The 25,749-nt window shown below is 58.0% G+C and carries 20 protein-coding genes and 3 pseudogenes; 9 read left to right on the forward strand and 14 right to left on the reverse strand.

Annotation, left to right across the window (positions count from 1 at the left end; genetic code table 11):
- The coding region (locus JFT80_RS09990) for an FAD-dependent oxidoreductase (RefSeq protein ID WP_201147741.1) at nt 1–492 on the reverse strand (492 nt) is incomplete at its 3' end.
- Nucleotides 493–1,083: 591 nt separating this feature from the next.
- On the opposite strand from JFT80_RS09990, the gene JFT80_RS09995 reads away from it, so the two are divergent.
- From JFT80_RS09995 to JFT80_RS10005, 3 genes and pseudogenes are all read left to right on the forward strand, one after another.
- Nucleotides 1,084–1,590 (forward strand): sigma-70 family RNA polymerase sigma factor, encoded by a 507-nt coding sequence (locus JFT80_RS09995; RefSeq protein ID WP_201147742.1) that lies wholly within the window; start codon nt 1,084–1,086, stop codon nt 1,588–1,590.
- Nucleotides 1,590–2,537, forward strand: a pseudogene (locus JFT80_RS10000) (FecR domain-containing protein). Before JFT80_RS09995 ends, JFT80_RS10000 begins: the two are co-directional and overlap by 1 nt.
- A 108-nt stretch (nt 2,538–2,645) precedes the next feature.
- Nucleotides 2,646–5,076, forward strand: a pseudogene (locus tag JFT80_RS10005) (TonB-dependent siderophore receptor).
- Between the two features lie 48 nt (nt 5,077–5,124).
- Here the strand turns inward: JFT80_RS10005 and mnmE are convergent.
- The 5 genes from mnmE to rpmH all read right to left on the reverse strand — a co-directional run bounded on the left by mnmE (nt 5,125) and on the right by rpmH (nt 9,047).
- A complete protein-coding gene (gene mnmE, locus JFT80_RS10010; protein WP_201147743.1) occupies nt 5,125–6,495 on the reverse strand; it encodes a tRNA uridine-5-carboxymethylaminomethyl(34) synthesis GTPase MnmE in 1,371 nt (456 codons plus the stop codon).
- 79 nt (nt 6,496–6,574) lie between these two features.
- Nucleotides 6,575–8,254, reverse strand: coding sequence for a membrane protein insertase YidC (gene yidC, locus JFT80_RS10015; protein WP_201147744.1), 1,680 nt, complete (start codon nt 8,252–8,254; stop codon nt 6,575–6,577).
- 2 nt (nt 8,255–8,256) lie between these two features.
- Nucleotides 8,257–8,502 (reverse strand): membrane protein insertion efficiency factor YidD, encoded by a 246-nt coding sequence (gene yidD, locus JFT80_RS10020; RefSeq protein WP_010465488.1) that lies wholly within the window; start codon nt 8,500–8,502, stop codon nt 8,257–8,259.
- A complete protein-coding gene (rnpA, locus tag JFT80_RS10025) occupies nt 8,495–8,896 on the reverse strand; it encodes a ribonuclease P protein component (protein ID WP_042704971.1) in 402 nt (133 codons plus the stop codon). Before rnpA ends, yidD begins: the two co-directional genes overlap by 8 nt.
- Nucleotides 8,897–8,912: 16 nt before the next feature.
- On the reverse strand, nt 8,913–9,047 hold the full coding sequence (rpmH, locus tag JFT80_RS10030; RefSeq protein WP_003213577.1) for a 50S ribosomal protein L34: 135 nt from the start codon (nt 9,045–9,047) through the stop codon (nt 8,913–8,915).
- Between the two features lie 567 nt (nt 9,048–9,614).
- On the opposite strand from rpmH, the gene dnaA reads away from it, so the two are divergent.
- Genes dnaA through gyrB form a run of 4 tightly spaced genes read left to right on the forward strand, consistent with a single transcriptional unit; the run spans nt 9,615 to nt 15,825 of the window.
- The gene (dnaA, locus tag JFT80_RS10035) at nt 9,615–11,141 is read left to right on the forward strand and encodes a chromosomal replication initiator protein DnaA (protein WP_201147745.1); all 1,527 of its coding nucleotides are present in this window, start codon (nt 9,615–9,617) and stop codon (nt 11,139–11,141) included.
- 39 nt (nt 11,142–11,180) lie between these two features.
- Nucleotides 11,181–12,284 (forward strand): DNA polymerase III subunit beta, encoded by a 1,104-nt coding sequence (dnaN, locus tag JFT80_RS10040; protein ID WP_007911887.1) that lies wholly within the window; start codon nt 11,181–11,183, stop codon nt 12,282–12,284.
- A 14-nt stretch (nt 12,285–12,298) separates the two neighbouring features.
- Complete coding sequence (recF, locus tag JFT80_RS10045; RefSeq protein WP_201147746.1) at nt 12,299–13,402, forward strand: DNA replication/repair protein RecF; 1,104 nt, start codon at nt 12,299–12,301, stop codon at nt 13,400–13,402.
- Between the two features lie 5 nt (nt 13,403–13,407).
- Nucleotides 13,408–15,825, forward strand: a complete 2,418-nt coding sequence (gyrB, locus tag JFT80_RS10050) for a DNA topoisomerase (ATP-hydrolyzing) subunit B (protein WP_201147747.1) — start codon at nt 13,408–13,410, stop codon at nt 15,823–15,825.
- Between the two features lie 252 nt (nt 15,826–16,077).
- On the opposite strand, the gene JFT80_RS10055 is transcribed toward gyrB, so the two are convergent.
- The 4 genes from JFT80_RS10055 to glyQ all read right to left on the reverse strand — a co-directional run bounded on the left by JFT80_RS10055 (nt 16,078) and on the right by glyQ (nt 20,489).
- Complete coding sequence (locus JFT80_RS10055; protein ID WP_201147748.1) at nt 16,078–16,857, reverse strand: 1-acyl-sn-glycerol-3-phosphate acyltransferase; 780 nt, start codon at nt 16,855–16,857, stop codon at nt 16,078–16,080.
- Between the two features lie 83 nt (nt 16,858–16,940).
- Nucleotides 16,941–17,480, reverse strand: a complete 540-nt coding sequence (gene gmhB / locus JFT80_RS10060; RefSeq protein WP_201147749.1) for a D-glycero-beta-D-manno-heptose 1,7-bisphosphate 7-phosphatase — start codon at nt 17,478–17,480, stop codon at nt 16,941–16,943.
- A gap of 4 nt (nt 17,481–17,484) precedes the next feature.
- On the reverse strand, nt 17,485–19,539 hold the full coding sequence (glyS, locus tag JFT80_RS10065; protein ID WP_201147750.1) for a glycine--tRNA ligase subunit beta: 2,055 nt from the start codon (nt 19,537–19,539) through the stop codon (nt 17,485–17,487).
- Complete coding sequence (glyQ, locus tag JFT80_RS10070) at nt 19,536–20,489, reverse strand: glycine--tRNA ligase subunit alpha (RefSeq protein ID WP_201147751.1); 954 nt, start codon at nt 20,487–20,489, stop codon at nt 19,536–19,538. The genes glyS and glyQ overlap by 4 nt, the downstream gene beginning before the upstream one ends.
- Before the next feature lie 81 nt (nt 20,490–20,570).
- On the opposite strand from glyQ, the gene tag reads away from it, so the two are divergent.
- A complete protein-coding gene (gene tag, locus JFT80_RS10075; RefSeq protein ID WP_201147752.1) occupies nt 20,571–21,128 on the forward strand; it encodes a DNA-3-methyladenine glycosylase I in 558 nt (185 codons plus the stop codon).
- 40 nt (nt 21,129–21,168) lie between these two features.
- Nucleotides 21,169–22,056, forward strand: coding sequence for a lysophospholipid acyltransferase (locus JFT80_RS10080; protein ID WP_201147753.1), 888 nt, complete (start codon nt 21,169–21,171; stop codon nt 22,054–22,056).
- 84 nt (nt 22,057–22,140) lie between these two features.
- Here JFT80_RS10080 and JFT80_RS10085 read toward each other — a convergent pair.
- From JFT80_RS10085 to JFT80_RS10100, 4 genes and pseudogenes are all read right to left on the reverse strand, one after another.
- Nucleotides 22,141–22,442: pseudogene (locus JFT80_RS10085) on the reverse strand (tetratricopeptide repeat protein); the annotation flags it as partial.
- Nucleotides 22,443–22,534: 92 nt separating this feature from the next.
- Nucleotides 22,535–23,911 carry a Trk system potassium transporter TrkA gene (gene trkA, locus JFT80_RS10090; RefSeq protein ID WP_201147754.1) on the reverse strand — a complete coding sequence of 459 codons (1,377 nt, stop codon included), beginning with the start codon at nt 23,909–23,911 and terminating at the stop codon, nt 22,535–22,537.
- Nucleotides 23,912–23,933: 22 nt separating this feature from the next.
- On the reverse strand, nt 23,934–25,244 hold the full coding sequence (gene rsmB, locus JFT80_RS10095; protein ID WP_201147755.1) for a 16S rRNA (cytosine(967)-C(5))-methyltransferase RsmB: 1,311 nt from the start codon (nt 25,242–25,244) through the stop codon (nt 23,934–23,936).
- The coding region (locus JFT80_RS10100) for a methionyl-tRNA formyltransferase (RefSeq protein ID WP_374091342.1) at nt 25,241–25,749 on the reverse strand (509 nt) is incomplete at its 5' end. The genes rsmB and JFT80_RS10100, both read right to left, overlap by 4 nt.

The following is a 25,749-nucleotide window of genomic DNA, read 5'->3' on the forward strand; positions in this document are numbered from 1 at the left end:
GTGGATAAGTCCACCCAGGAAGGTGCCGGTGGTCAGTACCACCGAATCTGCCAGAAAGCGCAGGCCCATTTGGGTAACGACACCACGCACCTGATCCTGCTCGACGATGACGTCATCGGCCGCTTGTTGAAATATCCACAGGTTCGGCTGGTTTTCCAGGATTTCGCGGACAGCTGCCTTGTACAAAATACGGTCAGCTTGCGCACGGGTCGCCCGTACGGCTGGGCCTTTGCGGCTGTTCAACACGCGAAACTGGATGCCGCCCTTATCGGTAGCCATGGCCATCGCGCCGCCGAGGGCATCGATTTCCTTGACCAGGTGGCTTTTGCCAATGCCCCCGATAGCCGGGTTGCAACTCATGGCACCGAGGGTTTCCACGTTATGCGTCAGCAACAGGGTTTTTGCCCCCATACGTGCTGACGCCAGTGCTGCCTCGGTACCGGCATGACCGCCGCCGATGACGATCACTTCAAAACGGGAAGGGAAATCCACCACGCACCTCGTGCCTGCTTAAGTAGGTAATTCAGGAATAGTTTGAGATCAGGTTTTTGGACCTGGTCGGCAAGTATAGGGACTTCGCCCTTCCTAAAGAACCCTTTGCACAAAATTTAACCAGCTGTGGAGAACTCGAGGTTAAAAGAATAAAAAAGAGAGAAATTTATAAAACCTTTGTTTTTATGTTTATTTCTACTGAGCATGATTTCTGTGGATAGATTGCTACAGGCCTTTATATTCAATATGTACAGAGTTTCAAAACCCTGTGGCCATGTGCCGATGAGGCCCTTGGATAACCGCTGTAAGCCTGTGGATGAAAGGGGTGGTTATCCACAGAGTGGGTTATATCCAGTTTTGAAGCCCTGTTACCAACTGACCTCAGTGGCAGTTATTCACAGGGCTTAATCCACAGTTTTTTGAAGTTTTCTAGAAATGACGGCAAAAAAACGCCCCCCAGACACCTTCCCGCCGGGCGCGAGCGATTGAAAAAAGTAGATTTGAAGGGGAGCTTTGCGTGCTGATCACTATTGTGGGACGGCGCAGTGGAAGCTAATAATAGGCATTATCATTAACCAGCCTGATGCCCTTATGTCCCTACCCACCCATACGGCAGCCGTTCAGCACATCTACGAGCAGCACCATTCCTGGTTGTATGGATGGCTCAAGGGCAAGCTGCATGATGCGTGCGATGCCGCGGATGTCGCACATGACACCTTTGTGCGCATCCTGGGCTCACGTAGTGCCATGCACATTCGCGAACCCCGTGACTATCTGGCAACGGTAGCCAGAGGGTTGGTGATTGACCGTTATCGTCGACGCGCTATCGAGCTGGCCTACCTGGAAACATTGGCAGCCAGGCCCGAAATTATGGTCATCAGTGAGGAGGACAAGGCGCTCATTATCGAAACCCTGATAGCTGTGGATAAAGCCCTGGCCAGCCTGGGAATACGCACGCAGCGAATCTTTATGCTGTCGCAGATTGAGGGGCTGACTTATCAACAGATTGCAGCAGAGCTCAAAGTGTCGCTGACAACAGTGAAGAAACACATGGTCCGTGCTCTTACCGAATGTTCCTTGATCATCGCAGGCCTGTGATGGCTACGGCGCCGGATCGTCAAGTGTTCGAAGCGGCTGCTGGCTGGTACGTGCAGTTCCAGGCCGAACCGCCTACGCCAGCACAGCAACAAGCCTGGCAGCGGTGGGTGGACAGCAATCCAGCGCACCTCGCCGCGTGGAACCAGCTGGAGCAAATGCAAAGGCACTTGGGGACAATGCCCAGGGATCTGGCTAGACGCGCCCTGACTCCTGGCCAAAATCGTCGGCAGATGCTCAAACTCTTGCTGTTAGGCGCCGGCACCGGCTATGTCGGTTGGAACGCTCAGAAATACACGACGCTGGGTAACGTCTGGGCGGATTACTCAACCAAGGTGGGTCAACGCCGGGAAATCGAGCTGGCCGATGGTACTCAGTTGCACCTGAACACCCAGACCGCAGTGGATGTGCTGTTCGATGATCAGCAACGGTTGATTCGATTGCGCTCCGGGGAAATTCTTGTAAGCACTGGCAAGCTCGGCGACCAACGGCCCTTCATCGTCGAAACCCGCGATGGTCGGATACAGGCGTTGGGCACACGTTTTTCGGTGCAGCAATTTTCAGGCTCGACACGTGTTGGTGTATTGGAGGACCGGGTGAACGTGCGACCAACCAGGGCTTCCACTGGTTCGCGAATACTCCAGGCAGGAGAAGGCATCGATTTGCGCAGTGACCGCTTAGGTGCCATTCACCCTTATAGGTCATCGCAAGCAGCCTGGATCAACGGCCAGCTCATCGTGATTGGATACCCCGCTGGGTGAGGTTCTGGGGGAACTGGCTCGATATCGGCCGGGCGTTATCCACTGTGATGAGGGGCTGCGAAGTTGCGGGTTTCCGGGACTTTTCGACTGGACGCTACCGACGCTGTGCTGGCCAATCTGCAAGCCTCCTTGCCCATTAGCGTGCGCTATTTCACCCGTTACTGGGTGTCGGTCGGTCACGCTGGCTGAGCCTGGAGAAAAATAGGTAGCGACAGGGTTATCTTTTTTATCCTGACACGGCCCTACAGGTAATCGCGACTCACGCGGCTTTTCGCCACCTTCAGGGCTCATCCACTCATGCGTCTTCCTACGTTCCGCAAGCGTTTTTCCCACCACTGCCTCGCCTACGGTTTATTGATGACCAGTGCTGCAGGTTGCCTGCTGACACCCCACGCAATGGCAGCCAATTCTTCTCAACGCTTTACCATTGACGCGGGACCACTGGATGGAGCGCTGAGTCAGTTCGCGGCGGCGGCCAATGTGATCCTGTCGTTCTCGCCGCAGCAGACCGCTCGGTTGCGAACCGGGGGGTGGCAGGTAACTACTCGATCGATGAGGGTTTCCAGGTGTTACTCGAAGGCTCTGGGTTGCAGGCGGTGCCGAGTGCTCCCGGCAGCTACACACTCCAGTCAGTACCAGAGAATGGACCCCTGGTCCTGGGCGCCACCAATATCAATGCCGCGCAACCTGGTCAAATGAGCCTCGACTACTCGGCAGACATTGGCTACAACGCAAAAAATAGTCGAGTCGGGACCAAGACCAGCACACCGCTGTCTGAAACTCCGCGCTCGGTGTCGGTGGTCACCAGTCAGCGGATCAGGGATCAAAAATCCCAGACCCTTACCGATGTGCTGGGTTACGTCCCCGGCATTTTTGCGCCGCCCTTTGCCGCGGGCGATAGCCTCGCCGGCGACCTGTTTTTCATCCGTGGTTTTAACGCTACCGACTATGGATATGGTCTTTTGCGAGATGGCTTGCGGGTGCAAGGCAATCGGTACGACACCAGCACCGAACCGTACGGGCTGGAGCGGGTAGAGATTTTTCGCGGTCCTTCCTCATTGCTTTATGGCGAAAACGCCCCTGGTGGCCTGGTCAACATCGTGAGCAAACGCCCGACTGCCGCCCCCAGGGCGAGGTGCAGCTGGGCTACGGTTCCAACAATCGTCGCCAATTGGGTGTCGACGTGTCCGGTGCGCTTAATGACAGCGGCAACGTACTTGGCCGTGTGGTGATGCTTGGGCGCAAGTCCGACACCCAGACCGATCACGTTCCGGACGACCGCATTTACATCGCGCCATCCCTGACCCTGAATTTCGACGATTACAACACGCTGACCCTACTGGCCAACTACCAGAAGGATCACACCAACATGGAACTTGGACTACCGGCCGCCGGGACTTTGCTGAGCAACCCCCACGGCAAGTTATCCAAAGGCACCATGCTCGGCGACCCGGACTGGAACACCTTTGAACGGGAAACCTGGAGCACAGGTTACGAATTCAGCCATTCGTTCAACGACGACTGGCAATTCCGCCAGAACTCGCGCTACATGCAGTCGCGTATCACCCGACATGAAACCTGGCCGGGCAATCTCAACAACGCAGGCTTCGGCACACGCCTGAACATGACCGCCTACGATCGCTTCAACAAATCGATGGTGTACTCGCTGGATAACCAAGTGGAGGGCAAATTCCAGGTGGGTGGTCTGGAAAACACCGTACTGTTTGGCGGCAGCTTTGATCGCACTTCCTTCAATCAGGACTGGAATGCAGGCTTCGTCGGGCCAATCGACATATATAACCCGGTTTACCTGCGCGAGCCGACGACGCCGATAGCGGTGCAAAACACCTTGCTTGAGCAGCAGATGAAAGGCGTTTATGCACAGATCCAGAGCAAGTATGACCACTGGCTGTTCCTGCTCGGTGGCCGTCAGGATTGGGTCGACAGTGATTTCCGCGACAAGGTGGCTCAGTCCAGCGACATCAGTTCCGAGGACAAGAAGTTCACTTATCAGGGCGGGGTGATGTACCAGTTCGACAATGGCATGACGCCGTATGTCAGCTATTCCACCTCGTTTGTGCCGGTGCAGCAGATTTCCAATGCCGGCGCGCCGCTCGACCCGATCACCAGCAGCCAGTATGAAGTGGGCCTCAAGTACGAACCGATCGGCTGGGATACAGCGTTCACTGCATCGGTCTATGACCTGCGCAAAAAGGACGACACCTACTTCGACGCCACCACGTCGAGCTACCGCCAAGTGGGTGAAAGCCGCTCCAAAGGTGTCGAACTGGAGCTCAACAGCAACCTGACGCAGAACCTCAATGTCACTGCCGCGTACACCTACACCGATGCACGCATCACCAAGGACTCCGCCACTTCGCTGGTGAAGGATCACCAGATGACGGGGGTTCCGCGCAATCAGGCGTCGGTTTGGGCCAAGTATCGCTTCCTCGAAGGCAGCCTCAAGGGACTGTATGCAGGTGGCGGTGTGCGGTACTTCGACAGCGCGTTCGCCTACACGGCGCCGTCCCTGTACGGAAAGCTGGATGCGGGTGATGTCACCCTGGTGGATGCGGCCGTGGGTTATCAGATTGATCGCAACTGGACGGTCGACGTGAATGCAAAGAACGTCTTCGACAAGGAGTATGTGGCTGGGTGTAATGATGCGGGGCGGTGCTATTGGGGCGAAAGCCGAACGTTACTGGGCTCGATTACCTATAACTGGTAAGTAACAGTCAGAAAAAGGGCTGTGGATAACCTATCCCCAGCCCTTTTTTTACTTGCCTATACAAAAACTCGAAAATATCCGCCCCAGTAAATCATCGGAGCTGAATGCCCCGGTGATTTCACCCAGAGAGTGCTGGGCCTGACGTAAATCCTCAGCCAACAATTCACCGGCGCCAGCCAGGGTTAGCTGGGCGCGACCGTGTTCCAGCGCCGCACTGGCGTGGCGCAAAGCCTCCAGATGTCGGCGGCGCGCACTGAAGCTGCTTTCCGAGGTTTGCTCGTAACCCATGCAGGCCTTGAGATGATCGCGCAACAGGTCCAGTCCTTCACCGGCCGACTTGGCACTCAGACTGATCGTCACATGGCCGTCTTCACTGGTTTCCAGGGCAATCGCTTCGCCGGTCAGATCGGCCTTGTTGCGAATCAGCGTGACTTTCGCCGGATCCGGTCGGGTTTCGAGGAATTCCGGCCACAGCGCAAACGGATCGAGTGCTTCCGGCGCGGTGGCGTCGACGACCAGTAACACCCGATCGGCCTCACCGATGGCTTTCAATGCCCGCTCTACACCGATCTTTTCCACATGATCATCGGTGTCACGCAAACCCGCAGTATCGACAACGTGCAGCGGCATGCCGTCAATGTGGATATGTTCGCGCAGGATGTCACGAGTGGTACCGGCAATCTCGGTAACGATGGCGGCTTCACGGCCGGCCAACGCGTTCAACAGACTGGACTTGCCGGCATTCGGACGACCGGCAATCACCACGGTCATGCCGTCCCGCAGCAAAGCACCTTGCCCGGCCTCACGCAGTACGGTGGATAACTCATCGCGCACCTTGTCGAGCATGCTCAACACGTGACCATCGGCAAGGAAATCGATTTCTTCTTCCGGGAAGTCGATGGCGGCTTCGACGTAGATGCGCAGGCCAATCAATTGTTCGGTCAAGTTATGCACACGTTGCGAGAACGCGCCTTGCAACGAACGCAGGGCATTCCGCGCAGCCTGTGCAGAACTTGCTTCGATCAAATCGGCAATCGCCTCGGCCTGGGCCAAGTCGAGTTTGTCGTTGAGGAACGCGCGTTCGCTGAACTCACCCGGACGAGCCAAACGGCAGCCGAGTTCCAGGCAGCGTTTGAGCAACATATCCAGAACGATCGGGCCACCGTGACCCTGCAGTTCCAGTACGTCTTCGCCGGTAAACGAGTTCGGCCCAGGGAAATACAGCGCCAGACCTTCATCCAGTACTTGCTGATCATCACTGAAAAATGGCCCGTAATGGGCGTAACGCGGTTTCAGTTCGCGGCCGCTGATGGCTTTCGCTGCAACACTGGCCAACGGCCCGGAAATACGGACGATGCCCACACCACCGCGACCTTGGGCGGTGGCGACAGCTGCGATGGTTTCACGAGGTGCGCTCATTAACCGGAATCCAGACAAAAGTGACAGATAGCAAAACGCCCCACTAGGGGGCGTTTTGAGTGGTTATCCACAGTGTAAATCAAGCGGCTGCTTTGGTAGCCCGTTCGATTTTACGCGTGATGTACCACTGTTGAGTGATGGACAGGCAGTTGTTCACAACCCAGTACAGCACCAGACCAGCCGGGAACCACAGGAAGAAGAAGGTGAAGATGATTGGCATCATTTTCATGACCTTCGCCTGCATCGGATCCGGAGGAGTCGGGTTCAGCTGCTGCTGGATAAACATGGTTGCGCCCATGATGATCGGCAGAATGAAGAATGGATCCTTGATCGACAGGTCAGTGATCCACAGCATGAACGGCGCCTGGCGCATTTCCACGCTTTCCAGCAGAACCCAGTACAGCGAAAGGAAAACCGGCATCTGCACGAGGATCGGCAAGCAGCCGCCCAGCGGATTGATCTTCTCTTTCTTGTACAGCTCCATCATGGCTTGCGACATTTTCTGCCGGTCATCGCCATGTTGCTCTTTCAGAGCAGCCAGTTTCGGCGCAACGGCACGCATACGCGCCATCGACTTGTAGCTGGCAGCCGACAGAGGGAAGAAAAGACCCTTGATCAGCATGGTCAGAAAGATGATCGACCAGCCCCAGTTACCAACAATGGCGTGGATGTGTTGCAGCAGCCAGAAGATTGGCTGAGCAATGAACCACAGAATGCCGTAGTCGACGGTCAGTTCCAGACCTGGGGACAACTGTTTCAGCACAGCCTGGCTTTTCGGACCGGCGTACAGAACAGCGCCGGTTTCAACTTTGGCACCTGGCGCGACAGTAATTGCCGGACCGGTGTAACCGATGATGTAGTTGCCTTTGCTGTCTTTACGGGTCTGGACGACGTTGTTTTCGCCCTTGGCCGGAATCCACGCAGTCACGAAGTAATGCTGCAACCAGGCAACCCAACCACCGCTGACTGTTTCCTTCAGCTGGGCCTTGTCCATGTCTTTCATGGACACTTTCTTGTACGGCTCGTTACTTGTCCACAGGGCAGCGCCCAGATAAGTGGCAGTACCGGTGGCCGTAGTCGAGGATGGGTCACCGCTGGCGTCACGCTTGAGTTGGGCAAACATCGCGCCAGACCAGGGTTGAGCGCTCTCGTTGTCGATCAGATACGAAACGGTTACGTCATACAGGCCGCGTTTCAGGGTGAAACGCTTGATGTAATTAACGCCGTCCTTGCTGAATTTCAGGTCAACGACGAGTTGATCCTGACCGTCAGCCAGTTGATAAGTCTTCTTCTCCGAGGAGTAAACCGGACGACCGGCCGGATTTGCATCCGGGCCATTGGTGCCGATCAGACCACTTTGTGCCAGATAAACACGTTCGCCGCCGTTATCGAACAGCTGGAACGGAACATCAGGACGATCCTGACGACGTGGATACAGAGGCAAGGTCAGTTGAGCAACATCGCCACCTTGTGGATCGATCGCGAGATCGAGCACGTCGGTTTTGATCTGGATCAGATCCTTGCTGGCGGCTACCGGCGTTTCGGCAGGTGCGCTGGTATCGCTAGCGGCGCGCGGAATATCGTCACTGGCGGCAGCATTATTGCCAGTGGCGGTGTCCGGCAAACCGGATGTAGTCGTACTGGAAGCAACATTCTGAGTCGGCAAAGCAGCCTGACCATAGTCCTGGTTCCATTTAAGAACCATAACGTAGGCCACGATTGCCAGGGCGACGATCAGGATCGTGCGTTTGATATCCATGATTACTCGGCCATCGAAGAAGAACGGGAGGTAGGGATAGGTGGAACCGGGTCATAACCACCGGGATTCCACGGATGACAGCGACCTAAACGACGAAAGGTCAGCCAGCCACCGCGCAGAAGGCCATGATTTTCAATGGCTTCATACGCGTAGCAGGAACAACTGGGGTAGAAACGACAGTGGCTGGCCATCAAAGGACTAATGGCATAGCGATAAAACTGGATCGGAACGAGGGCCAGTTTACGCATCTGGACTGTCTACCCCTACAGTTTCGGTTTTGACTTCTGGAACTGGCTTGCTGCGTGCCAGACGCTTCCAGAGCTTGCCGAAATGCTGAATCAATTCGGGGTTTTCTACATCGCCCAGACCTTTGCGCGCGACGATAACGATATCCCAGCCGACCAGTGAATCCTGGTGCAGACGGAACGATTCGCGCATCAAACGCTTGAGGCGATTGCGCTCAACGGAGAGCTTTACGCTCTTTTTCCCGATAACCAGCCCGAGACGGGGGTGATCAAGATCGTTGTTGCGTGCAAGGAGCAGGAGATTTTTCCCCGGAACCTTGCCGGTAGGGGAGTCAAAGACTGCCTTGAAATGCCGGGGGGTAAGCAGACGCTTTTCCCGACTGAAGTCCTGACTCACCTCCAGTACCGGATTATCAAACTGCCAGACGCGCACGACCTTTGGCGCGACGACGCGACAGGACTGCGCGACCGTTCTTGGTAGCCATGCGAGCACGGAAACCGTGGGTACGAGCGCGTTTGATAGTGCTTGGTTGGAAAGTACGTTTCATTGTCGTGTTACCTGGTTCGTCCACAACGGGCCGGAATGGCCCCCGTTTTAAGAGACCGGGGATTCTAGAGAAAGCAAGCCTTCAGGTCAATTTCCAACCAACGTTTCCTTATAAATAGATCTCAGGGGCCTATTTGGCTGAAAGCCTGTTCGCCATACATAAAAATAAAGAAGGGAATTATTTAAAGCTTTTCTGTAAAGCTTATAAAAGCTAGGGTCGCCCTCTTCTGTGGATAAGTGCTATCAGGCCTTGTTCGACGTGATGTACAGAGAATGACAACTACAGTGGAAAACCGTGTTCAGCCTGTGCTGCGCTATCGGATAACCTGTGCGTGGAATGGCCTGTTATCCACAGGCAGGTTATCCACCGAGTTCAACCCCCAGTTGTCCAGTGCCCTTAGAGGCGGTTATCCACAGAGCTTATGCACAGACCATTGGTCGCCTTTTTTCCCTATAAAGCGTTGATTCTTCTTGGTGGATGAACAACCTTCGTGTGGATAAGTCGGCGCCTGATCGTTACAATGGCCGCTTGTTTTTGCCTCACCGGCTTTCAACTTAGGGGATATCCGTGTCAGTGGAACTTTGGCAGCAGTGCGTGGAGCTTTTGCGCGATGAGCTGCCTGCCCAACAATTCAACACTTGGATCCGTCCACTACAGGTCGAAGCCGAAGGCGACGAGTTGCGCGTCTACGCACCGAACCGTTTTGTGCTGGACTGGGTCAACGAAAAGTATCTGGGCCGCGTCCTTGAACTGCTGGATGAGCATGGCAACGGCATGGCGCCGGCGCTTTCCTTATTAATAGGCAGCAAACGCAGTTCCGCTCCGCGTGCCGCCCCGAACGCGCCGCTGGCTGCCGCGCAGGTATCCCAGGCCCAGGCAAATTCCGCGCCTGTGAATGCGCCGGCACCGACTCATACGCCAGCACCGGCGGCCAAGCGCTCGACGCAGAAAAGCCCGGAAGTCAGCGACGAACCGTCTCGCGACAGTTTCGACCCGATGTCCGGTGCTGCCTCGCAACAGGCCCCGGTCCGCGCTGAACAGCGCACCGTGCAGGTCGAAGGCGCGCTCAAGCACACCAGTTACCTGAACCGCACATTTACCTTCGAAAACTTCGTCGAAGGTAAATCCAACCAGCTCGCCCGCGCGGCAGCCTGGCAAGTGGCGGATAATCCCAAGCACGGTTACAACCCGCTCTTCCTTTATGGTGGCGTCGGCCTGGGTAAAACCCACTTGATGCACGCGGTGGGTAACCACCTATTAAAGAAGAACCCGAATGCCAAGGTCGTGTACCTGCATTCCGAGCGCTTCGTGGCCGACATGGTCAAGGCGCTGCAACTGAACGCGATCAACGAGTTCAAGCGTTTCTACCGCTCGGTGGATGCGTTGCTCATCGACGATATTCAGTTCTTCGCCCGCAAAGAGCGTTCGCAGGAAGAGTTTTTCCACACCTTCAACGCCCTGCTTGAAGGTGGACAGCAGGTCATTCTCACCAGTGACCGCTACCCGAAAGAAATCGAAGGCCTCGAAGAGCGCCTCAAATCCCGTTTCGGCTGGGGCCTGACGGTTGCCGTCGAGCCGCCGGAACTGGAAACCCGCGTGGCGATCTTGATGAAGAAGGCCGACCAGGCCAAAGTCGACTTGCCGCACGACGCCGCGTTCTTCATTGCCCAACGCATTCGCTCCAACGTCCGTGAGCTGGAAGGCGCGCTGAAACGCGTGATCGCCCACTCGCACTTCATGGGCCGCGATATCACCATCGAGCTGATTCGCGAATCCTTGAAAGACCTGTTGGCATTGCAGGACAAACTGGTCTCTGTGGATAACATTCAGCGCACTGTCGCCGAGTACTACAAGATCAAGATCTCGGATCTGCTGTCCAAGCGCCGTTCGCGCTCGGTCGCTCGTCCGCGTCAGGTGGCCATGGCGTTGTCCAAGGAACTGACCAACCACAGCCTGCCGGAAATCGGCGATGTGTTTGGCGGCCGCGACCACACGACCGTGCTGCACGCCTGCCGCAAGATCAACGAACTTAAGGAATCCGACGCGGACATCCGCGAGGACTACAAGAACCTGCTGCGTACACTGACCACTTGATGAACACCAGCGCAGCTTATTAAGGCAAGGGACTAGACCATGCATTTCACCATTCAACGCGAAGCCCTGTTGAAACCCCTGCAACTGGTCGCAGGCGTCGTCGAGCGCCGACAGACCTTGCCGGTACTCTCCAACGTGCTGTTGGTAGTCGAAGGCCAGCAACTGTCGCTGACCGGTACTGACCTTGAAGTCGAACTGGTCGGTCGTGTGCAACTTGAAGAGCCGGCCGAAACAGGTTCCATCACCGTGCCTGCGCGCAAGCTGATGGACATCTGCAAAAGCCTGCCCAACGATGCCCTGATCGACATCAAGGTCGACGAGCAGAAGCTGGTGGTCAAGGCCGGCCGTAGCCGTTTCACCCTGTCGACCCTACCGGCCAACGACTTCCCTACCGTTGAAGAAGGCCCGGGTTCGCTGACCTGCAGCCTTGAGCAAAGCAAACTGCGTCGCTTGATCGAACGCACCAGCTTCGCAATGGCTCAGCAGGACGTGCGTTATTACCTCAACGGCATGCTGCTGGAAGTTTCCGAAGGCATCATCCGCGCTGTGGCCACTGACGGTCACCGTCTGGCCATGTGCTCGATGAAAGCCGATATCGGCCAGCCCGATCGCCATCAGGTGATTGTGCCGCGCAAAGGTATTCTCGAACTGGCGCGTCTGCTCACCGAGCCGGACGGCAACGTCAGCATCGTCCTGGGTCAGCACCACATTCGCGCGACCACCGGCGAGTTCACCTTCACCTCGAAACTGGTCGACGGCAAATTCCCGGACTACGAGCGCGTGCTGCCGAAGGGCGGCGACAAGCTGGTACTGGGCGATCGTCAGGCGTTGCGTGAAGCGTTCAGCCGTACCGCGATTCTGTCCAACGAGAAGTACCGTGGTATCCGTCTGCAACTGGCCAGCGGTCAGTTGAAGATCCAGGCCAACAACCCGGAGCAGGAAGAAGCGGAAGAAGAAGTGGGCGTTGAATACAACGGCGGTTCGCTGGAAATCGGCTTCAACGTCAGCTATCTGCTCGACGTGCTGGGCGTGATGACCACCGAGCAGGTTCGTCTGATTCTGTCCGACTCCAACAGCAGTGCGCTGGTGCAAGAGTCCGACAACGACGATTCGGCTTACGTTGTCATGCCGATGCGTCTGTAATCAGCTGACCCTGGATGTCCTTAAGTCGTGTTTCGGTCACCGCGGTGCGCAATCTGCACCCGGTGACCTTCTCCCCCTCCCCCCGCATCAACATTCTTTACGGCGCCAACGGCAGCGGCAAAACCAGTGTTCTGGAAGCCATTCATCTGCTGGGGCTTGCCCGTTCGTTTCGGAGCACCCGGCTGCTCCCCGTTATTCAGTACGAGCAACTCGCCTGCACCGTGTTCGGTCAGGTCGAATTGGCCGAGGGTGGCCATAGCGCATTGGGCATCTCGCGTGACCGTCAGGGCGAGTTCCAGATCCGTATCGATGGCCAGAACGCCCGCAGCGCCGCGCAACTGGCGGAGATCCTGCCACTGCAGTTGATCAACCCCGACAGCTTCCGCTTGCTCGAGGGCGCGCCGAAGATTCGCCGGCAGTTTCTCGACTGGGGCGTGTTCCACGTCGAACCGCGCTTCATGGCCACCTGGCAGCGTTTGCAGAAGGCCTTGCGCCAGAGAAACTCCTGGCTGCGGCATGGTACACTTGACGCCGTTTCGCAAGCGGTTTGGGACAGAGAACTGTGCCAGGCCAGCGCTGAAATAGATGAATACCGCCGCGCTTACATCAAAGCCTTGAAACCAGTCTTTGAACAAACCTTGAGTGAACTGGTTGAGCTCGAAGGTTTGACGCTCAGCTATTACCGAGGCTGGGACAAAGACCGTGAATTGAGCGCCGTACTTGCCGGGTCCCTGCAACGGGATCAGCAAATGGGCCATACCCAGGCTGGGCCACAACGGGCTGATTTGCGTCTCAGATTGGGCGCACATAACGCCGCGGACATCTTGTCCCGCGGTCAGCAGAAGCTGGTGGTTTGTGCATTGCGCATTGCCCAGGGGCACTTGGTCAGCCAGGCCCGTCGCGGTCAGTGTATTTATCTGGTGGATGACTTGCCGTCCGAGCTGGACGAGCACCACCGCCGCGCGCTTTGCCGCTTGTTGGAAGACTTACGCTGCCAGGTATTTATCACCTGTGTAGATCATGAATTATTGAGGGAAGGCTGGCAGACGGAAACGCCAGTCGCTTTGTTCCACGTGGAACAGGGCCGTATCACCCAGACCCACGACCATCGGGAGTGAAGGCATTGAGCGAAGAAAATACGTACGACTCAACGAGCATTAAAGTGCTGAAAGGCCTGGATGCCGTACGCAAACGTCCCGGTATGTACATTGGTGACACCGACGATGGCAGCGGTCTGCACCACATGGTGTTCGAAGTGGTCGACAACTCGATCGACGAAGCCCTTGCCGGTCACTGCGACGACATCAGCATCATCATCCACCCGGATGAGTCCATCACCGTTAAAGATAACGGCCGTGGCATCCCGGTAGACGTACACAAAGAGGAAGGCGTTTCCGCCGCCGAGGTCATCATGACCGTCCTCCACGCTGGCGGTAAGTTCGACGACAACTCCTACAAAGTATCCGGCGGCCTGCACGGTGTAGGCGTTTCGGTAGTGAACGCGCTGTCCGAAGAGCTGGTGTTGACCGTTCGCCGCAGCGGCAAGATCTGGGAACAGACCTACGTCCACGGCGTACCTCAGGCGCCGATGGCCATCGTTGGCGACAGCGAAACCACCGGCACCCAGATCCACTTCAAGGCTTCCAGCGAAACCTTCAAGAATATCCACTTCAGCTGGGACATCCTGGCCAAGCGCATTCGTGAACTGTCCTTCCTCAACTCCGGTGTGGGTATCGTCCTCAAGGATGAGCGCAGCGGCAAGGAAGAGCTGTTCAAATACGAAGGTGGTCTGCGCGCGTTCGTTGAATACCTGAACACCAACAAGACCCCGGTCAACCAGGTGTTCCACTTCAACATCCAGCGTGAAGACGGCATCGGCGTGGAAATCGCCCTGCAGTGGAACGACAGCTTCAACGAGAACCTGTTGTGCTTCACCAACAACATTCCGCAGCGCGACGGCGGTACTCACCTGGTGGGTTTCCGTTCGGCACTGACGCGTAACCTGAACACCTATATCGAAGCCGAAGGCCTGGCGAAGAAGCATAAAGTCGCCACCACCGGTGACGATGCCCGTGAAGGCCTGACCGCGATTATCTCGGTGAAAGTACCGGATCCGAAGTTCAGCTCGCAGACCAAAGACAAGCTGGTCTCTTCCGAAGTGAAGACTGCGGTCGAGCAGGAGATGGGCAAGTATTTCTCCGACTTCCTCCTGGAAAACCCGAACGAAGCCAAGCTGGTCGTCGGCAAGATGATCGACGCCGCCCGTGCCCGTGAAGCTGCGCGTAAAGCCCGTGAGATGACCCGCCGCAAAGGCGCACTGGACATCGCCGGCCTGCCGGGCAAGCTCGCTGACTGCCAGGAAAAAGACCCGGCGCTGTCCGAACTGTACCTCGTGGAAGGTGACTCCGCGGGCGGCTCTGCCAAGCAGGGACGTAACCGCAAGACCCAGGCGATCCTGCCGTTGAAGGGCAAGATCCTCAACGTCGAGAAAGCCCGTTTCGACAAGATGATCTCTTCCCAGGAAGTAGGCACCTTGATCACCGCACTGGGCTGCGGTATCGGTCGCGACGAGTACAACATTGAGAAACTGCGTTATCACAACATCATCATCATGACCGATGCTGACGTCGACGGTTCGCACATCCGTACCCTGCTGCTGACCTTCTTCTTCCGTCAGTTGCCTGAGCTGATCGAGCGTGGCTATATCTACATCGCCCAGCCGCCGCTGTACAAGGTCAAGAAAGGCAAGCAAGAGCAATACATCAAAGACGACGAGGCCATGGAAGAGTACATGACGCAGTCGGCCCTGGAAGATGCGAGCCTGCACCTGAACGAAGAAGCCCCGGGCATTTCCGGTGAAGCGCTGGAACGTCTGGTGAATGACTTCCGCATGGTGATGAAGACCCTCAAGCGTCTGTCGCGCCTGTACCCCCAGGAACTGACCGAGCACTTCATCTACCTGCCGGCCGTCAGCCTGGAAACGCTTGGCGATCATGCAGCGATGCAAGATTGGCTGGCTCAGTACGAGGTCCGTCTGCGCACCAACGAGAAGTCCGGTCTGGTCTACAAGGCCAGCCTGCGTGAAGATCGTGAACGTGGCGTGTGGCTGCCAGAGGTCGAGCTGATCTCCCACGGCCTGTCGAACTACGTCACCTTCAACCGCGACTTCTTCGGCAGCAACGACTACAAAACCGTAGTCACCCTGGGCGCTCAATTGAGCACCCTGCTCGACGAAGGCGCTTACATCCAGCGTGGCGAGCGCAAGAAAGCGGTCACCGAGTTCAAGGAAGCTTTGGACTGGCTGATGGCTGAAAGCACCAAGCGCCACACTATCCAGCGATACAAAGGTCTGGGCGAAATGAACCCGGATCAGCTGTGGGAAACCACTATGGACCCAAGCGTGCGCCGCATGCTGAAAGTCACCATCGAAGACGCCATTGGCGCAGACCAGATCTTCAACACCCTGATGGGTGATGCGGTCGAACCTCGCCGTGAATTCATCGAAAGCAATGCGCTGGCGGTTTCGAACCTGGATTTCTGATCCAGTGTAGATAACCCAGCCAGACAAAAAGGCCAACGCTTGCGTTGGCCTTTTTGTTTCGCAAGGATGCTCAGAACCGACGAGTTTCGCTCATAAAAAAACCGGCTATATCAGCCGGTTTTTTTACATCCAAAAAACTTATGCACCTTTTTACGGATATTCAGCCATTAATAAATATATATATAAATCAGTAAGTTACGATCGTATTCAGGACGTTTTCAGGAAAACCGTACACAGCTTATCCACAAAATCTCAGACAGCGATTTGATCATTTGCAGCCGGTGCCTGCGGGGCGGGTGGCAGCGAACCCATTTCGCGCTGAGTCTTCTCGTTCCAGGCTTGCACCCGGTCGTTCAACTCAGCGATGGCGCGCGGGCCAGTCCCTTCGGCGTACATCGGTTCACCAATGATGACAGTGATGACGCCCTGCTTCTTGGCCCAGCCGGATTTCGGCCAAAATTTACCGGCATTGTGCGCAATAGGCAGTACCGGCAGGGCAGCATTTACAGCCAATGCGGTGCCACCTCGGGAAAACTTGCCGATGGTGCCGTAAGGCACACGAGTGCCTTCGGGGAAGATCAGTACCCAAACGTTGTCTTTGAGCAGCTCATCACCTTTGGCGGCGACTTGCTTGAGCGCCGCTTTCGGGTTGTCGCGATCAATCGCGATCGGCCGCAGCATGGCCATGGCCCAGCCGAAAAACGGCACGTAGAGCAATTCGCGCTTGAGCACCTGGCTCAATGGCGAGAAATAAGCAGAGAGAAAGAACGTCTCCCAGGTGCTCTGGTGGTTCGATTGAATCACGCAGGGCCGGTCAGGCACGTTTTGCGCGCCTTTGATTTCGTAACGAATACCGAGGAACACCTTGGTCAACCACAAGGCGCAACGGCACCAGTAAACGTTGATAAAACGATAGCGCGCCTTGAATGGCAAAAACGGCGCGATAAAAAAACTCAAGCTGCACCACAGCAGGGAGGTGGTGCCCAGCAGCAGGTAAAAGAGAAAAATTCTGATGGCCCGCAGTATCGACATAGTGACGTTTACCGTTACGGGGCAATGCCCGAGTGTTCAAGCGCACTCCCGATCAATCCCTGGTCAGGAATTTCAGAAGTACTCTAGTTGTGGATAAGTTCTGCGGCAATCGCCGCCAGATCGTCAAAAATCAGAGTGCCAACCGGCAGGGTTTTGCCCTGAGTCTTTGCGCCTTTCCCGGTCTTTACCAAAACTGGCTGTGAATCGACGGCTTTGGCGGCCTCCAGGTCACCAAGGCTGTCGCCGACGAACCAGACATTGGCCAGGTCGACGTTGTAATGCGCCGCAATGGTTTTCAACATCCCCGGTTTCGGCTTGCGGCAATCGCAGCCTTCGTCCGGCCCATGCGGGCAATACACGATCAGCCCGACGTCACCGCCCTGCTCCGCCACCAACTCGCGCAGGCGCGCGTGCATGGCGTCGAGGGTGGCGAGGTCGTAGTAGCCGCGAGCAATGCCCGACTGGTTGGTGGCGATCGCCACCGTCCAGCCGGCCTTGCTCAACTGCGCAATCGCCTCGATCGAGCCGGGCAACGGAATCCACTCCGCGACTGACTTGATGTAAGCGTCGGAGTCGTAATTGATCACTCCGTCCCGATCGAGAATCAGCAGTTTCAACAGCAATCCCTCAACCCAGCAGCGAAATGTCGGCAACACCGAGGAACAAGCCCCGCAGACGCGCCAGCAGCGCGTAACGGTTGGCCCGTACATTGGCGTCATCGGCGTTGACCATCACCGCGTCGAAGAACGCGTCGACCGGCTCGCGCAATGCCGCCAGACGTGCCAGCGATTCGTTGTACTGGCGCGCCGCAGCCATCGGCTGGACAGCCTGATCCGCTTGCTGGATCGCCGAGTACAGCGAGAACTCGTTGGCGTTGTCGAAGTACTTGGCTTCGACCACGCTCGGTACCGAGCCTTCGACTTTGCTCAACAGGTTCGATACACGCTTGTTCACCGCCGCCAGCGCTGCCGCTTCCGGCAGTTTGCGGAAGGCTTGCACCGCTTGTACGCGTTGGTCGAAGTCCAGCGCCGAACCCGGCTTCAGGGCACGCACCGACAGGTAAGTGGCGACATCGACGCCTTCGTCTTCGTAACGCGCCCGCAGACGGTCGAAGATGAATTCCAGCACGGCTTCGTTGAGGCCGGCAGCCTTGACCTTGGCACCGAACGCATTCACGGCGAAGGCCACGGCGTCGTTCAGGTCGAGATCGAGTTTCTTCTCGATCAGGATACGCAGCACGCCGAGTGCCGCACGGCGCAGGGCATACGGGTCTTTGCTGCCGGTGGGCAGCATGCCGATACCGAAGATACCGACCAGGGTGTCGAGCTTGTCAGCGATCGCAACGGCCGCACCGGTCAGGGTCGCCGGCAGTTCAGCACCGGCACCGCGCGGCATGTATTGCTCGTTCAGCGCCAGCGCGACGTCTTCCGGCTCGCCGTCATTGAGGGCGTAGTAGTAACCGGCAACACCTTGCATCTCCGGGAACTCGCCGACCATTTCGGTGGCCAGGTCGCACTTCGACAGCAGGCCAGCGCGGGCAGCCCACGAAGCGTTGCCGCCAATGCGCGCGGCGATGTACGCAGCCAGTTTCGATACGCGCTCGGCCTTGTCGTAGACGCTGCCGAGTTTTTCCTGGAATACCACGTTCTGCAGGCGCAGGTTGAATTCTTCGAGTTTCTGCTTCTTGTCTTGCTTGAAGAAGAACTCGGCGTCGGTCAGGCGTGGGCGAACCACTTTCTCGTTACCGGCGATGATCTGCTGCGGGTCTTTGCTCTCGATGTTGGCCACAGTGATGAAACGTGGCAGCAACTTGCCATCGGCATCCAGCAGGCAGAAGTACTTCTGGTTGTCCTGCATGGTGGTGATCAGGGCTTCCTGTGGCACTTCGAGGAAGCGTTCCTCGAACGAGCACACCAGCGGCACCGGCCATTCAACCAGCGCGGTCACTTCGTCGAGCAGGGCTGGCGGTACGATCGCCGTACCTTCCTGGCGGGTAGCCAGCTCTTCGGTGCGTTTGCTGATGATCTCGCGACGCTCGTTGGCGTCGGCCAGTACGTAAGCGGCACGCAGGTCGGCCAGGTAATTGGCTGGCGAGGTGATGCGCACGCTTTGCGGGTGATGGAAGCGGTGACCACGGGAATCGCGGCCGGACTTCTGGGCAAGGATGGTGCAGTCGATGACCTGGTCACCGAGCAGCATTACCAGCCACTGGGTCGGACGCACGAATTCTTCCTTGCGAGCGCCCCAGCGCATGCGCTTGGGAATCGGCAGGTCGTTCAGCGAGTCTTCGACGATGGTCGGCAGCAGGCTCGCGGTCGGTTTGCCGGCGATGCTCTGGCTGTAGCGCAGTTTCGGGCCGCTTTGATCGATTTCGCTCAAGTCGACGCCGCACTTCTTGGCGAAGCCCAGGGCGGCCTGAGTCGGGTTACCTTCGGCATCAAAAGCGGCCTGGCGTGGCGGGCCATCGAGGTTGATGCTGCGATCAGGTTGCTGGGTAGCCAGCGAAGTGATCAGTACCGCCAGACGACGCGGCGCGGCGTAGACGGTTTTGGTCTCGTAGTTCAGGCCAGCGGCTTGCAGGCCCTTGTCGATACCGGCGAGGAACGCCTCAGCCAAGGTGTTCAGGGCTTTCGGTGGCAGTTCTTCGGTGCCCAGTTCAACCAGAAAATCTTGCGCACTCATTGTGCTGCCTCCAGCTTGGCCAGTACTTCGTCACGCAGGTCCGGGGTCGCCATCGGGAAGCCCAGCTTGGCGCGTGCCAGCAGGTAGGCTTGCGCAACGGAACGCGCCAGAGCGCGTACGCGCAGAATGTATTGCTGACGCGCGGTCACCGAGATTGCCCGGCGCGCATCCAGCAGGTTGAAGGTATGCGAGGCCTTCAAGACCATTTCGTAGCTCGGCAACGGCAGCGGCTGGTCGAGTTCGATCAGGCGCTTGGCTTCGCTTTCATAGAAATCGAACAGTTCGAACAGCTTATCGACGTTGGCGTGTTCGAAGTTGTAAGTGGACTGCTCCACTTCGTTCTGGTGGAACACGTCGCCGTAGGTGACTTTGCCCATCGGGCCGTCAGCCCAGACCAGGTCGTAGACCGAATCCACGCCTTGCAGGTACATGGCCAGACGCTCGAGACCGTAAGTGATCTCGCCGGTCACCGGGTAGCACTCGATGCCGCCCGCCTGCTGGAAGTAAGTGAACTGGGTCACTTCCATGCCGTTCAGCCAGACTTCCCAGCCCAGACCCCAGGCGCCGAGGGTCGGCGATTCCCAGTTGTCTTCGACGAAGCGAATGTCGTGGACCAACGGGTCCAGGCCGACATGCTTGAGGGAGCCCAGGTACAGTTCCTGGAAGTTGTCCGGGTTCGGCTTCAGGACCACCTGGAACTGGTAGTAGTGCTGCAGACGGTTCGGGTTTTCGCCGTAACGGCCGTCAGTCGGACGGCGGCTTGGCTGCACGTACGCGGCGTTCCAGGTTTCCGGGCCGATGGCGCGCAGGAAAGTCGCGGTGTGGAAAGTGCCGGCGCCTACTTCCATATCGTAGGGCTGAAGTACCACACAACCTTGCTCGGCCCAGTATTGCTGGAGCGCGAGGATCAAGTCTTGGAAGGTACGCACGGCTGGCGTAGGCTGGCTCACGAAATTCACCTGTTTCTTGGGCTGCGATTTAAAGAGCGGGAGTATACCCGATTCATTGCTGCGCACGCCCCCTGGAGCCTTATGCCACGCTGCTTTTGGTGTACCGAAGATCCGCTGTACATGGCTTATCACGACCAGGAGTGGGGCACGCCGCTACGCGATGCGCAGGGTTTGTTCGAGTTGCTTTTGCTCGAAGGGTTCCAGGCCGGCCTGTCCTGGATCACCGTGTTGCGCAAACGCGAGCGCTATCGCGAGGTGTTGTTCGGCTTCGATGTGCAACGCGTGGCGCAGATGAGCGACGCCGAAATTGAAGCGTTGATGCTCGATCCGGGGATCATCCGCAACCGCCTCAAACTCAATGCCGCGCGCCGTAATGCCCAAGCCTGGCTGGCGTTGGAGGATCCGGTGACGTTCCTCTGGTCGTTCGTCAACGACACGCCGATCATCAATCATTTCAAGGATCGCAGCGAAGTCCCGGCGATCACCCCCATCGCTGTGGCGATGAGCAAAGGTCTGAAAAAGGCCGGGTTCACGTTCGTCGGACCGACCATTTGCTACGCGCTGATGCAGGCTTCGGGCATGGTCATGGACCACACCCGGGACTGCGACCGCTACGCGCAGCTGGTCAACGGCGGTTAGAATGGCCGCCTCGCGCACCGCACAAGATCAGGAGTGACCTGTGGAAAAGTTTAAAGGCGCCTTGCTGGTAGGCGCTCTGCGGCTGTTTGCCCTGCTGCCATGGCGGGCTGTGCAGGCCGTGGGTTCGGCGATTGGCTGGATCATGTGGAAAACCCCCAACCGCTCCCGCGACGTGGTGCGGATCAACCTCGCCAAGTGTTTTCCACAGATGGATGCGGCCGAACGCGAGCGCCTGGTCGGGCAGAGCCTGAAAGACATCGGCAAGTCGCTGACTGAAAGCGCCTGCGCGTGGATCTGGCCGGCGCAACGTTCGATCGATCTGGTGCGCGAGGTCGAAGGCCTCGACGTCCTCAAGGAGGCGCTGGCTTCAGGCAAAGGCGTGGTCGGCATCACCAGCCATCTGGGCAACTGGGAAGTGCTCAACCATTTCTATTGCAGCCAGTGCAAGCCGATCATTTTCTACCGACCACCGAAGTTGAAGGCGGTGGATGATTTACTGCGCAAACAGCGAGTACAACTGGGCAACCGAGTCGCGGCTTCCACCAAGGAAGGCATTCTCAGCGTGATCAAGGAGGTACGCAAAGGTGGCGCAGTGGGTATTCCTGCGGACCCTGAGCCGGCAGAGTCTGCCGGGATTTTCGTGCCGTTTTTCGCCACCCAGGCCCTGACCAGCAAGTTTGTGCCAAACATGCTGGCCGGCGGCAAAGCCGTCGGCGTCTTCCTGCATGCACTGCGGCTGCCGGACGGTTCGGGTTACAAAGTGATACTCGAAGCAGCGCCTGATGCGATGTACAGCACCGACACCGAGACGTCCTGCGCGGCGATGAGCAAGGTGGTGGAGCGTTATGTCGGTGCGTATCCAAGCCAATACATGTGGAGCATGAAACGCTTCAAGAAGCGTCCGCCGGGCGAAGAGCGCTGGTACTGAGGTTATATAGAAGTTGGCACAGCCTGCGATTTTTTGATTTGAAAAGGTCAAAAGATCGCAGGCTGCGCCAGCTCCTACGAGGTGGCGGTCTAGTTTCTTCAGGAATACGGTCATTTCTTTTCCGCCTGCTTGTCGCCATGGGCCCGGGCAGCCGCCAGGCCCATGTCCCAGGCATGGCGGGCGGCTGCGAAGTCAGCCTGCGCCAGATACGCCTTGCCCAATAGCTTCCAGGCCGCCGAATACTTCGGATCAAACGCTACACAGCGCTGGAAATGCTCGGCCGCCTTGGCGTTTTCCCCAAGATCCAGGTAACCCTTACCCAGGCCGAAGCGCAGCAATGCGTTATCCACACCCTTGGCGAGCATTTTTTCCAGGGATTCGAGCATGGATTACCCTCTGATTGATTTGTGATCATGAGATTGCCTGCGGGAGCAAGGCTTACCCGCGATGAGGCCAATGAACTCGCCACCAAACTGGCTTAGAAGAAGCTCAACCCCACATGGAACAGCTTCTCCACATCCCGGATATGCTTTTTATCCACAAGGAACAGGATCACATGGTCCCCCGCCTCGATCACTGTGTCGTCATGGGCAATGATCACTTCTTCATCGCGGATGATCGCACCAATGGTCGTGCCCGGTGGCAGGCCAATGTTCTCGATGGCCTTGCCGATCACCTTGCTTGATTTCTCATCGCCGTGGGCAATCGCTTCGATCGCTTCGGCCGCACCCCGGCGCAATGAGTGCACGCTGACGATATCGCCACGGCGTACGTGGGCCAGCAAGGTGCCGATGGTTGCGAGCTGCGGGCTGATGGCGATGTCGATGTCGCCGCCCTGAATCAGGTCGACGTACGCCGGGTTGTTGATGATCGTCATGACCTTCTTCGCCCCCAGCCGTTTGGCCAGCAGCGACGACATGATGTTGGCTTCGTCATCGTTGGTCAGCGCGAGGAAAATGTCGGCGTCGGCAATGTTCTCCTCCAGCAGCAAATCGCGATCCGAGGCGCTGCCCTGCAACACCACGGTGCTGTCGAGGGTGTCCGAGAGATAACGGCAACGGGCCGGGTTCATCTCGATGATCTTCACCTGGTAACGGCTTTCGATGGCCTCGGCCAGACGCTCGCCGATTTGCCCGCCGCCAGCAATGACGATGCGCTTGTAGGTTTCATCGAGGCGGCGCATTTCGCTCATCACTGCGCGAATATTCTCACGGGCGGCGATGAAGAAGACTTCGTCATCGGCCTCGATCACCGTATCGCCCTGCGGCAGGATCGGCCGGTCGCGGCGGAAGATCGCGGCGACGCGGGTCTCGACGTTGGGCATGTGCTCGCGCAACTGGCGCAGTTGCTGACCGACCAGCGGCCCGCCGTAATACGCGCGCACCGCCACCAGTTGCGCCTGACCTTCGGCGAAGTCGATCACCTGCAACGCTCCGGGATACTGGATCAGGCGCTTGATGTAATTGGTGACCACTTGCTCGGGGCTGATCAGCACGTCGACCGGAATCGCTTCGTTCTGGAACAACTGTTCTTCGCGGTTCAGATAGGACGCTTCGCGCACCCGGGCGATCTTGGTCGGGGTGTGGAACAACGTGTGAGCGACCTGGCAGGCGACCATGTTGGTTTCGTCGCTGTTGGTCACGGCCACCAGCATGTCGGCATCGTCGGCACCGGCCTGACGCAGCACCGATGGCAGCGAGCCGCGGCCCTGAATGGTGCGGATGTCGAGGCGATCACCGAGGTCGCGCAGGCGCTCGCCATCGGTGTCGACCACGGTGATGTCGTTGGCTTCGCTGGCCAAGTGTTCAGCCAGCGAACCGCCGACCTGTCCCGCACCGAGGATGATGATTTTCATCCAGTCACTCCATTGAATCCGTTTAGCCGCGCGCGGCAGCGATCTTGATCAGCTTGGCGTAGTAAAACCCGTCATGTCCGCCTTGCTGGGCGAGCAACTGACGGCCGTGGGGCTGCTTGATGCCAGCGGCCGTCGCGAGATCGAGCTCGCGGGCGCCCGGGGTGCGGGCGAGGAAGGCTTCAATGACTTCAGTGTTTTCGGTCGGCAATGTGGAGCAGGTGGCGTAAAGGAGGATGCCGCCGACTTCCAGGGTTATCCACATGGCGTCGAGCAGCTCACCTTGCAGTTGCGCGAGGGCGACGATGTCGTTGGGCTGACGGGTCAGCTTGATGTCCGGATGGCGACGGATCACGCCGGTGGCCGAGCATGGTGCGTCGAGCAGGATGCGCTGGAACGGTTTGCCGTCCCACCATTTCTCGGTGTCGCGACCATCAGCGGCGATCAGTTCGGCGTTGAGGCCGAGGCGCTCAAGGTTTTCCTTAACGCGCACCAGACGCTTGGCTTCGAGATCCACCGCGACCACGCCGGCCAACGCCGGTTCGGCTTCGAGGATGTGGCAGGTCTTGCCGCCCGGCGCACAGCAGGCGTCGAGTACGCGCTGGCCCGGGGCCAGATCAAGCAGGTCGGCAGCCAGTTGTGCGGCTTCGTCCTGCACGCTGATCCAGCCTTCGGCGAAACCCGGCAGGCTGCGCACGTCGGCGGCGACTTCGAGGATGATGCCGTCGCGGCTGTAAATACACGGTGTTGCGGCGATACCCGCTTCAGTCAGCAAGCCGAGGTAGTCATCGCGGCTGTGATGACGGCGATTGACCCGCAGGATCATTGGCGGATGCGCGTTGTTCGCTTCACAAATGGCTTCCCACTGCTCAGGCCAGAACGCCTTGAGGGATTTTTGCAGCCAGCGCGGGTGAGCGGTGCGCACCACCGGATCACGTTCCAGCTCGGCGAAAATCGATTCACTTTCGCGCTGAGCGTTGCGCAGCACGGCGTTGAGCAAACCCTTGGCCCAAGGCTTTTTCAGCTTGTCGGCGCAACCGACGGTTTCGCCGATGGCCGCGTGGGCCGGCACGCGGGTGTAAAGCAATTGGTAGAGGCCGACCAGCAGCAATGCCTCGACATCGGCGTCTGCAGCCTTGAACGGCTTTTGCAGGAGTTTTTCCGCCAGGGCCGACAGGCGTGGCTGCCAGCGCGCGGTGCCGAAGGCCAGATCCTGAGTGAAGCCGCGATCGCGATCCTCGACCTTGTCCAGTTGCGTCGGCAGGGAGCTGTTCAGCGACGCTTTGCCGCTGAGGACGGCGGCGAGTGCCTTGGCGGCGGCCAGACGCGGGTTCATTGCGCGTCCACCGCTGCGCCGAGCAGCGTGCCGACGGCGAATTTCTCACGACGGCTGTTGAACAGGTCGCTGAAGTTCAGCGCCTTGCCGCCGGGCAATTGCAGGCGGGTCAGGCATAGCGCCTGTTCACCACACGCGACGACCAGGCCGTCCTTGCTGGCGCTGAGGATTTCACCCGGTGCGCCGTTGCCTTCAGCGAGTGTCGCCGCCAGCACTTTCAGCGCTTCACCGTTGAGGATGCTGTGGGTGATCGGCCATGGGTTGAAGGCGCGGACCAGACGTTCAAGCTCAATCGCCGGACGACTCCAGTCGATGCGCGCTTCGTCCTTGTTCAACTTATGTGCGTAGGTGGCGAGGCTGTCGTCCTGCACCTCGCCTTCCAGCGTTCCGGCAGCCAGCCCGGCGATAGCCTGCACCACTGCCGGCGGACCCATTTCAGCCAGCCGGTCATGGAGACTGCCACCGGTGTCTTCACCAGTGATCGGCAGTGGTGACCTTAAGCAGC

The sequence above is a fragment of the Pseudomonas sp. TH10 genome, assembly GCF_016651255.1.
GTDB lineage: Bacteria > Pseudomonadota > Gammaproteobacteria > Pseudomonadales > Pseudomonadaceae > Aquipseudomonas.

Coding starts and splice junctions, on each gene's coding strand:
- trkA (WP_201147754.1), bottom strand. CDS start 23,911: ATGAAAATCATCATCCTCGGTGCGGGACAGGTCGGCGGTTCGCTGGCT.
- rsmB (WP_201147755.1), bottom strand. CDS start 25,244: ATGAACCCGCGTCTGGCCGCCGCCAAGGCACTCGCCGCCGTCCTCAGC.
- yidC (WP_201147744.1), bottom strand. CDS start 8,254: ATGGATATCAAACGCACGATCCTGATCGTCGCCCTGGCAATCGTGGCC.
- tag (WP_201147752.1), top strand. CDS start 20,571: ATGCCACGCTGCTTTTGGTGTACCGAAGATCCGCTGTACATGGCTTAT.
- rpmH (WP_003213577.1), bottom strand. CDS start 9,047: ATGAAACGTACTTTCCAACCAAGCACTATCAAACGCGCTCGTACCCAC.
- glyS (WP_201147750.1), bottom strand. CDS start 19,539: ATGAGTGCGCAAGATTTTCTGGTTGAACTGGGCACCGAAGAACTGCCA.
- recF (WP_201147746.1), top strand. CDS start 12,299: ATGTCCTTAAGTCGTGTTTCGGTCACCGCGGTGCGCAATCTGCACCCG.
- JFT80_RS09995 (WP_201147742.1), top strand. CDS start 1,084: ATGTCCCTACCCACCCATACGGCAGCCGTTCAGCACATCTACGAGCAG.
- mnmE (WP_201147743.1), bottom strand. CDS start 6,495: ATGAGCGCACCTCGTGAAACCATCGCAGCTGTCGCCACCGCCCAAGGT.
- JFT80_RS10055 (WP_201147748.1), bottom strand. CDS start 16,857: ATGTCGATACTGCGGGCCATCAGAATTTTTCTCTTTTACCTGCTGCTG.
- yidD (WP_010465488.1), bottom strand. CDS start 8,502: ATGCGTAAACTGGCCCTCGTTCCGATCCAGTTTTATCGCTATGCCATT.
- dnaN (WP_007911887.1), top strand. CDS start 11,181: ATGCATTTCACCATTCAACGCGAAGCCCTGTTGAAACCCCTGCAACTG.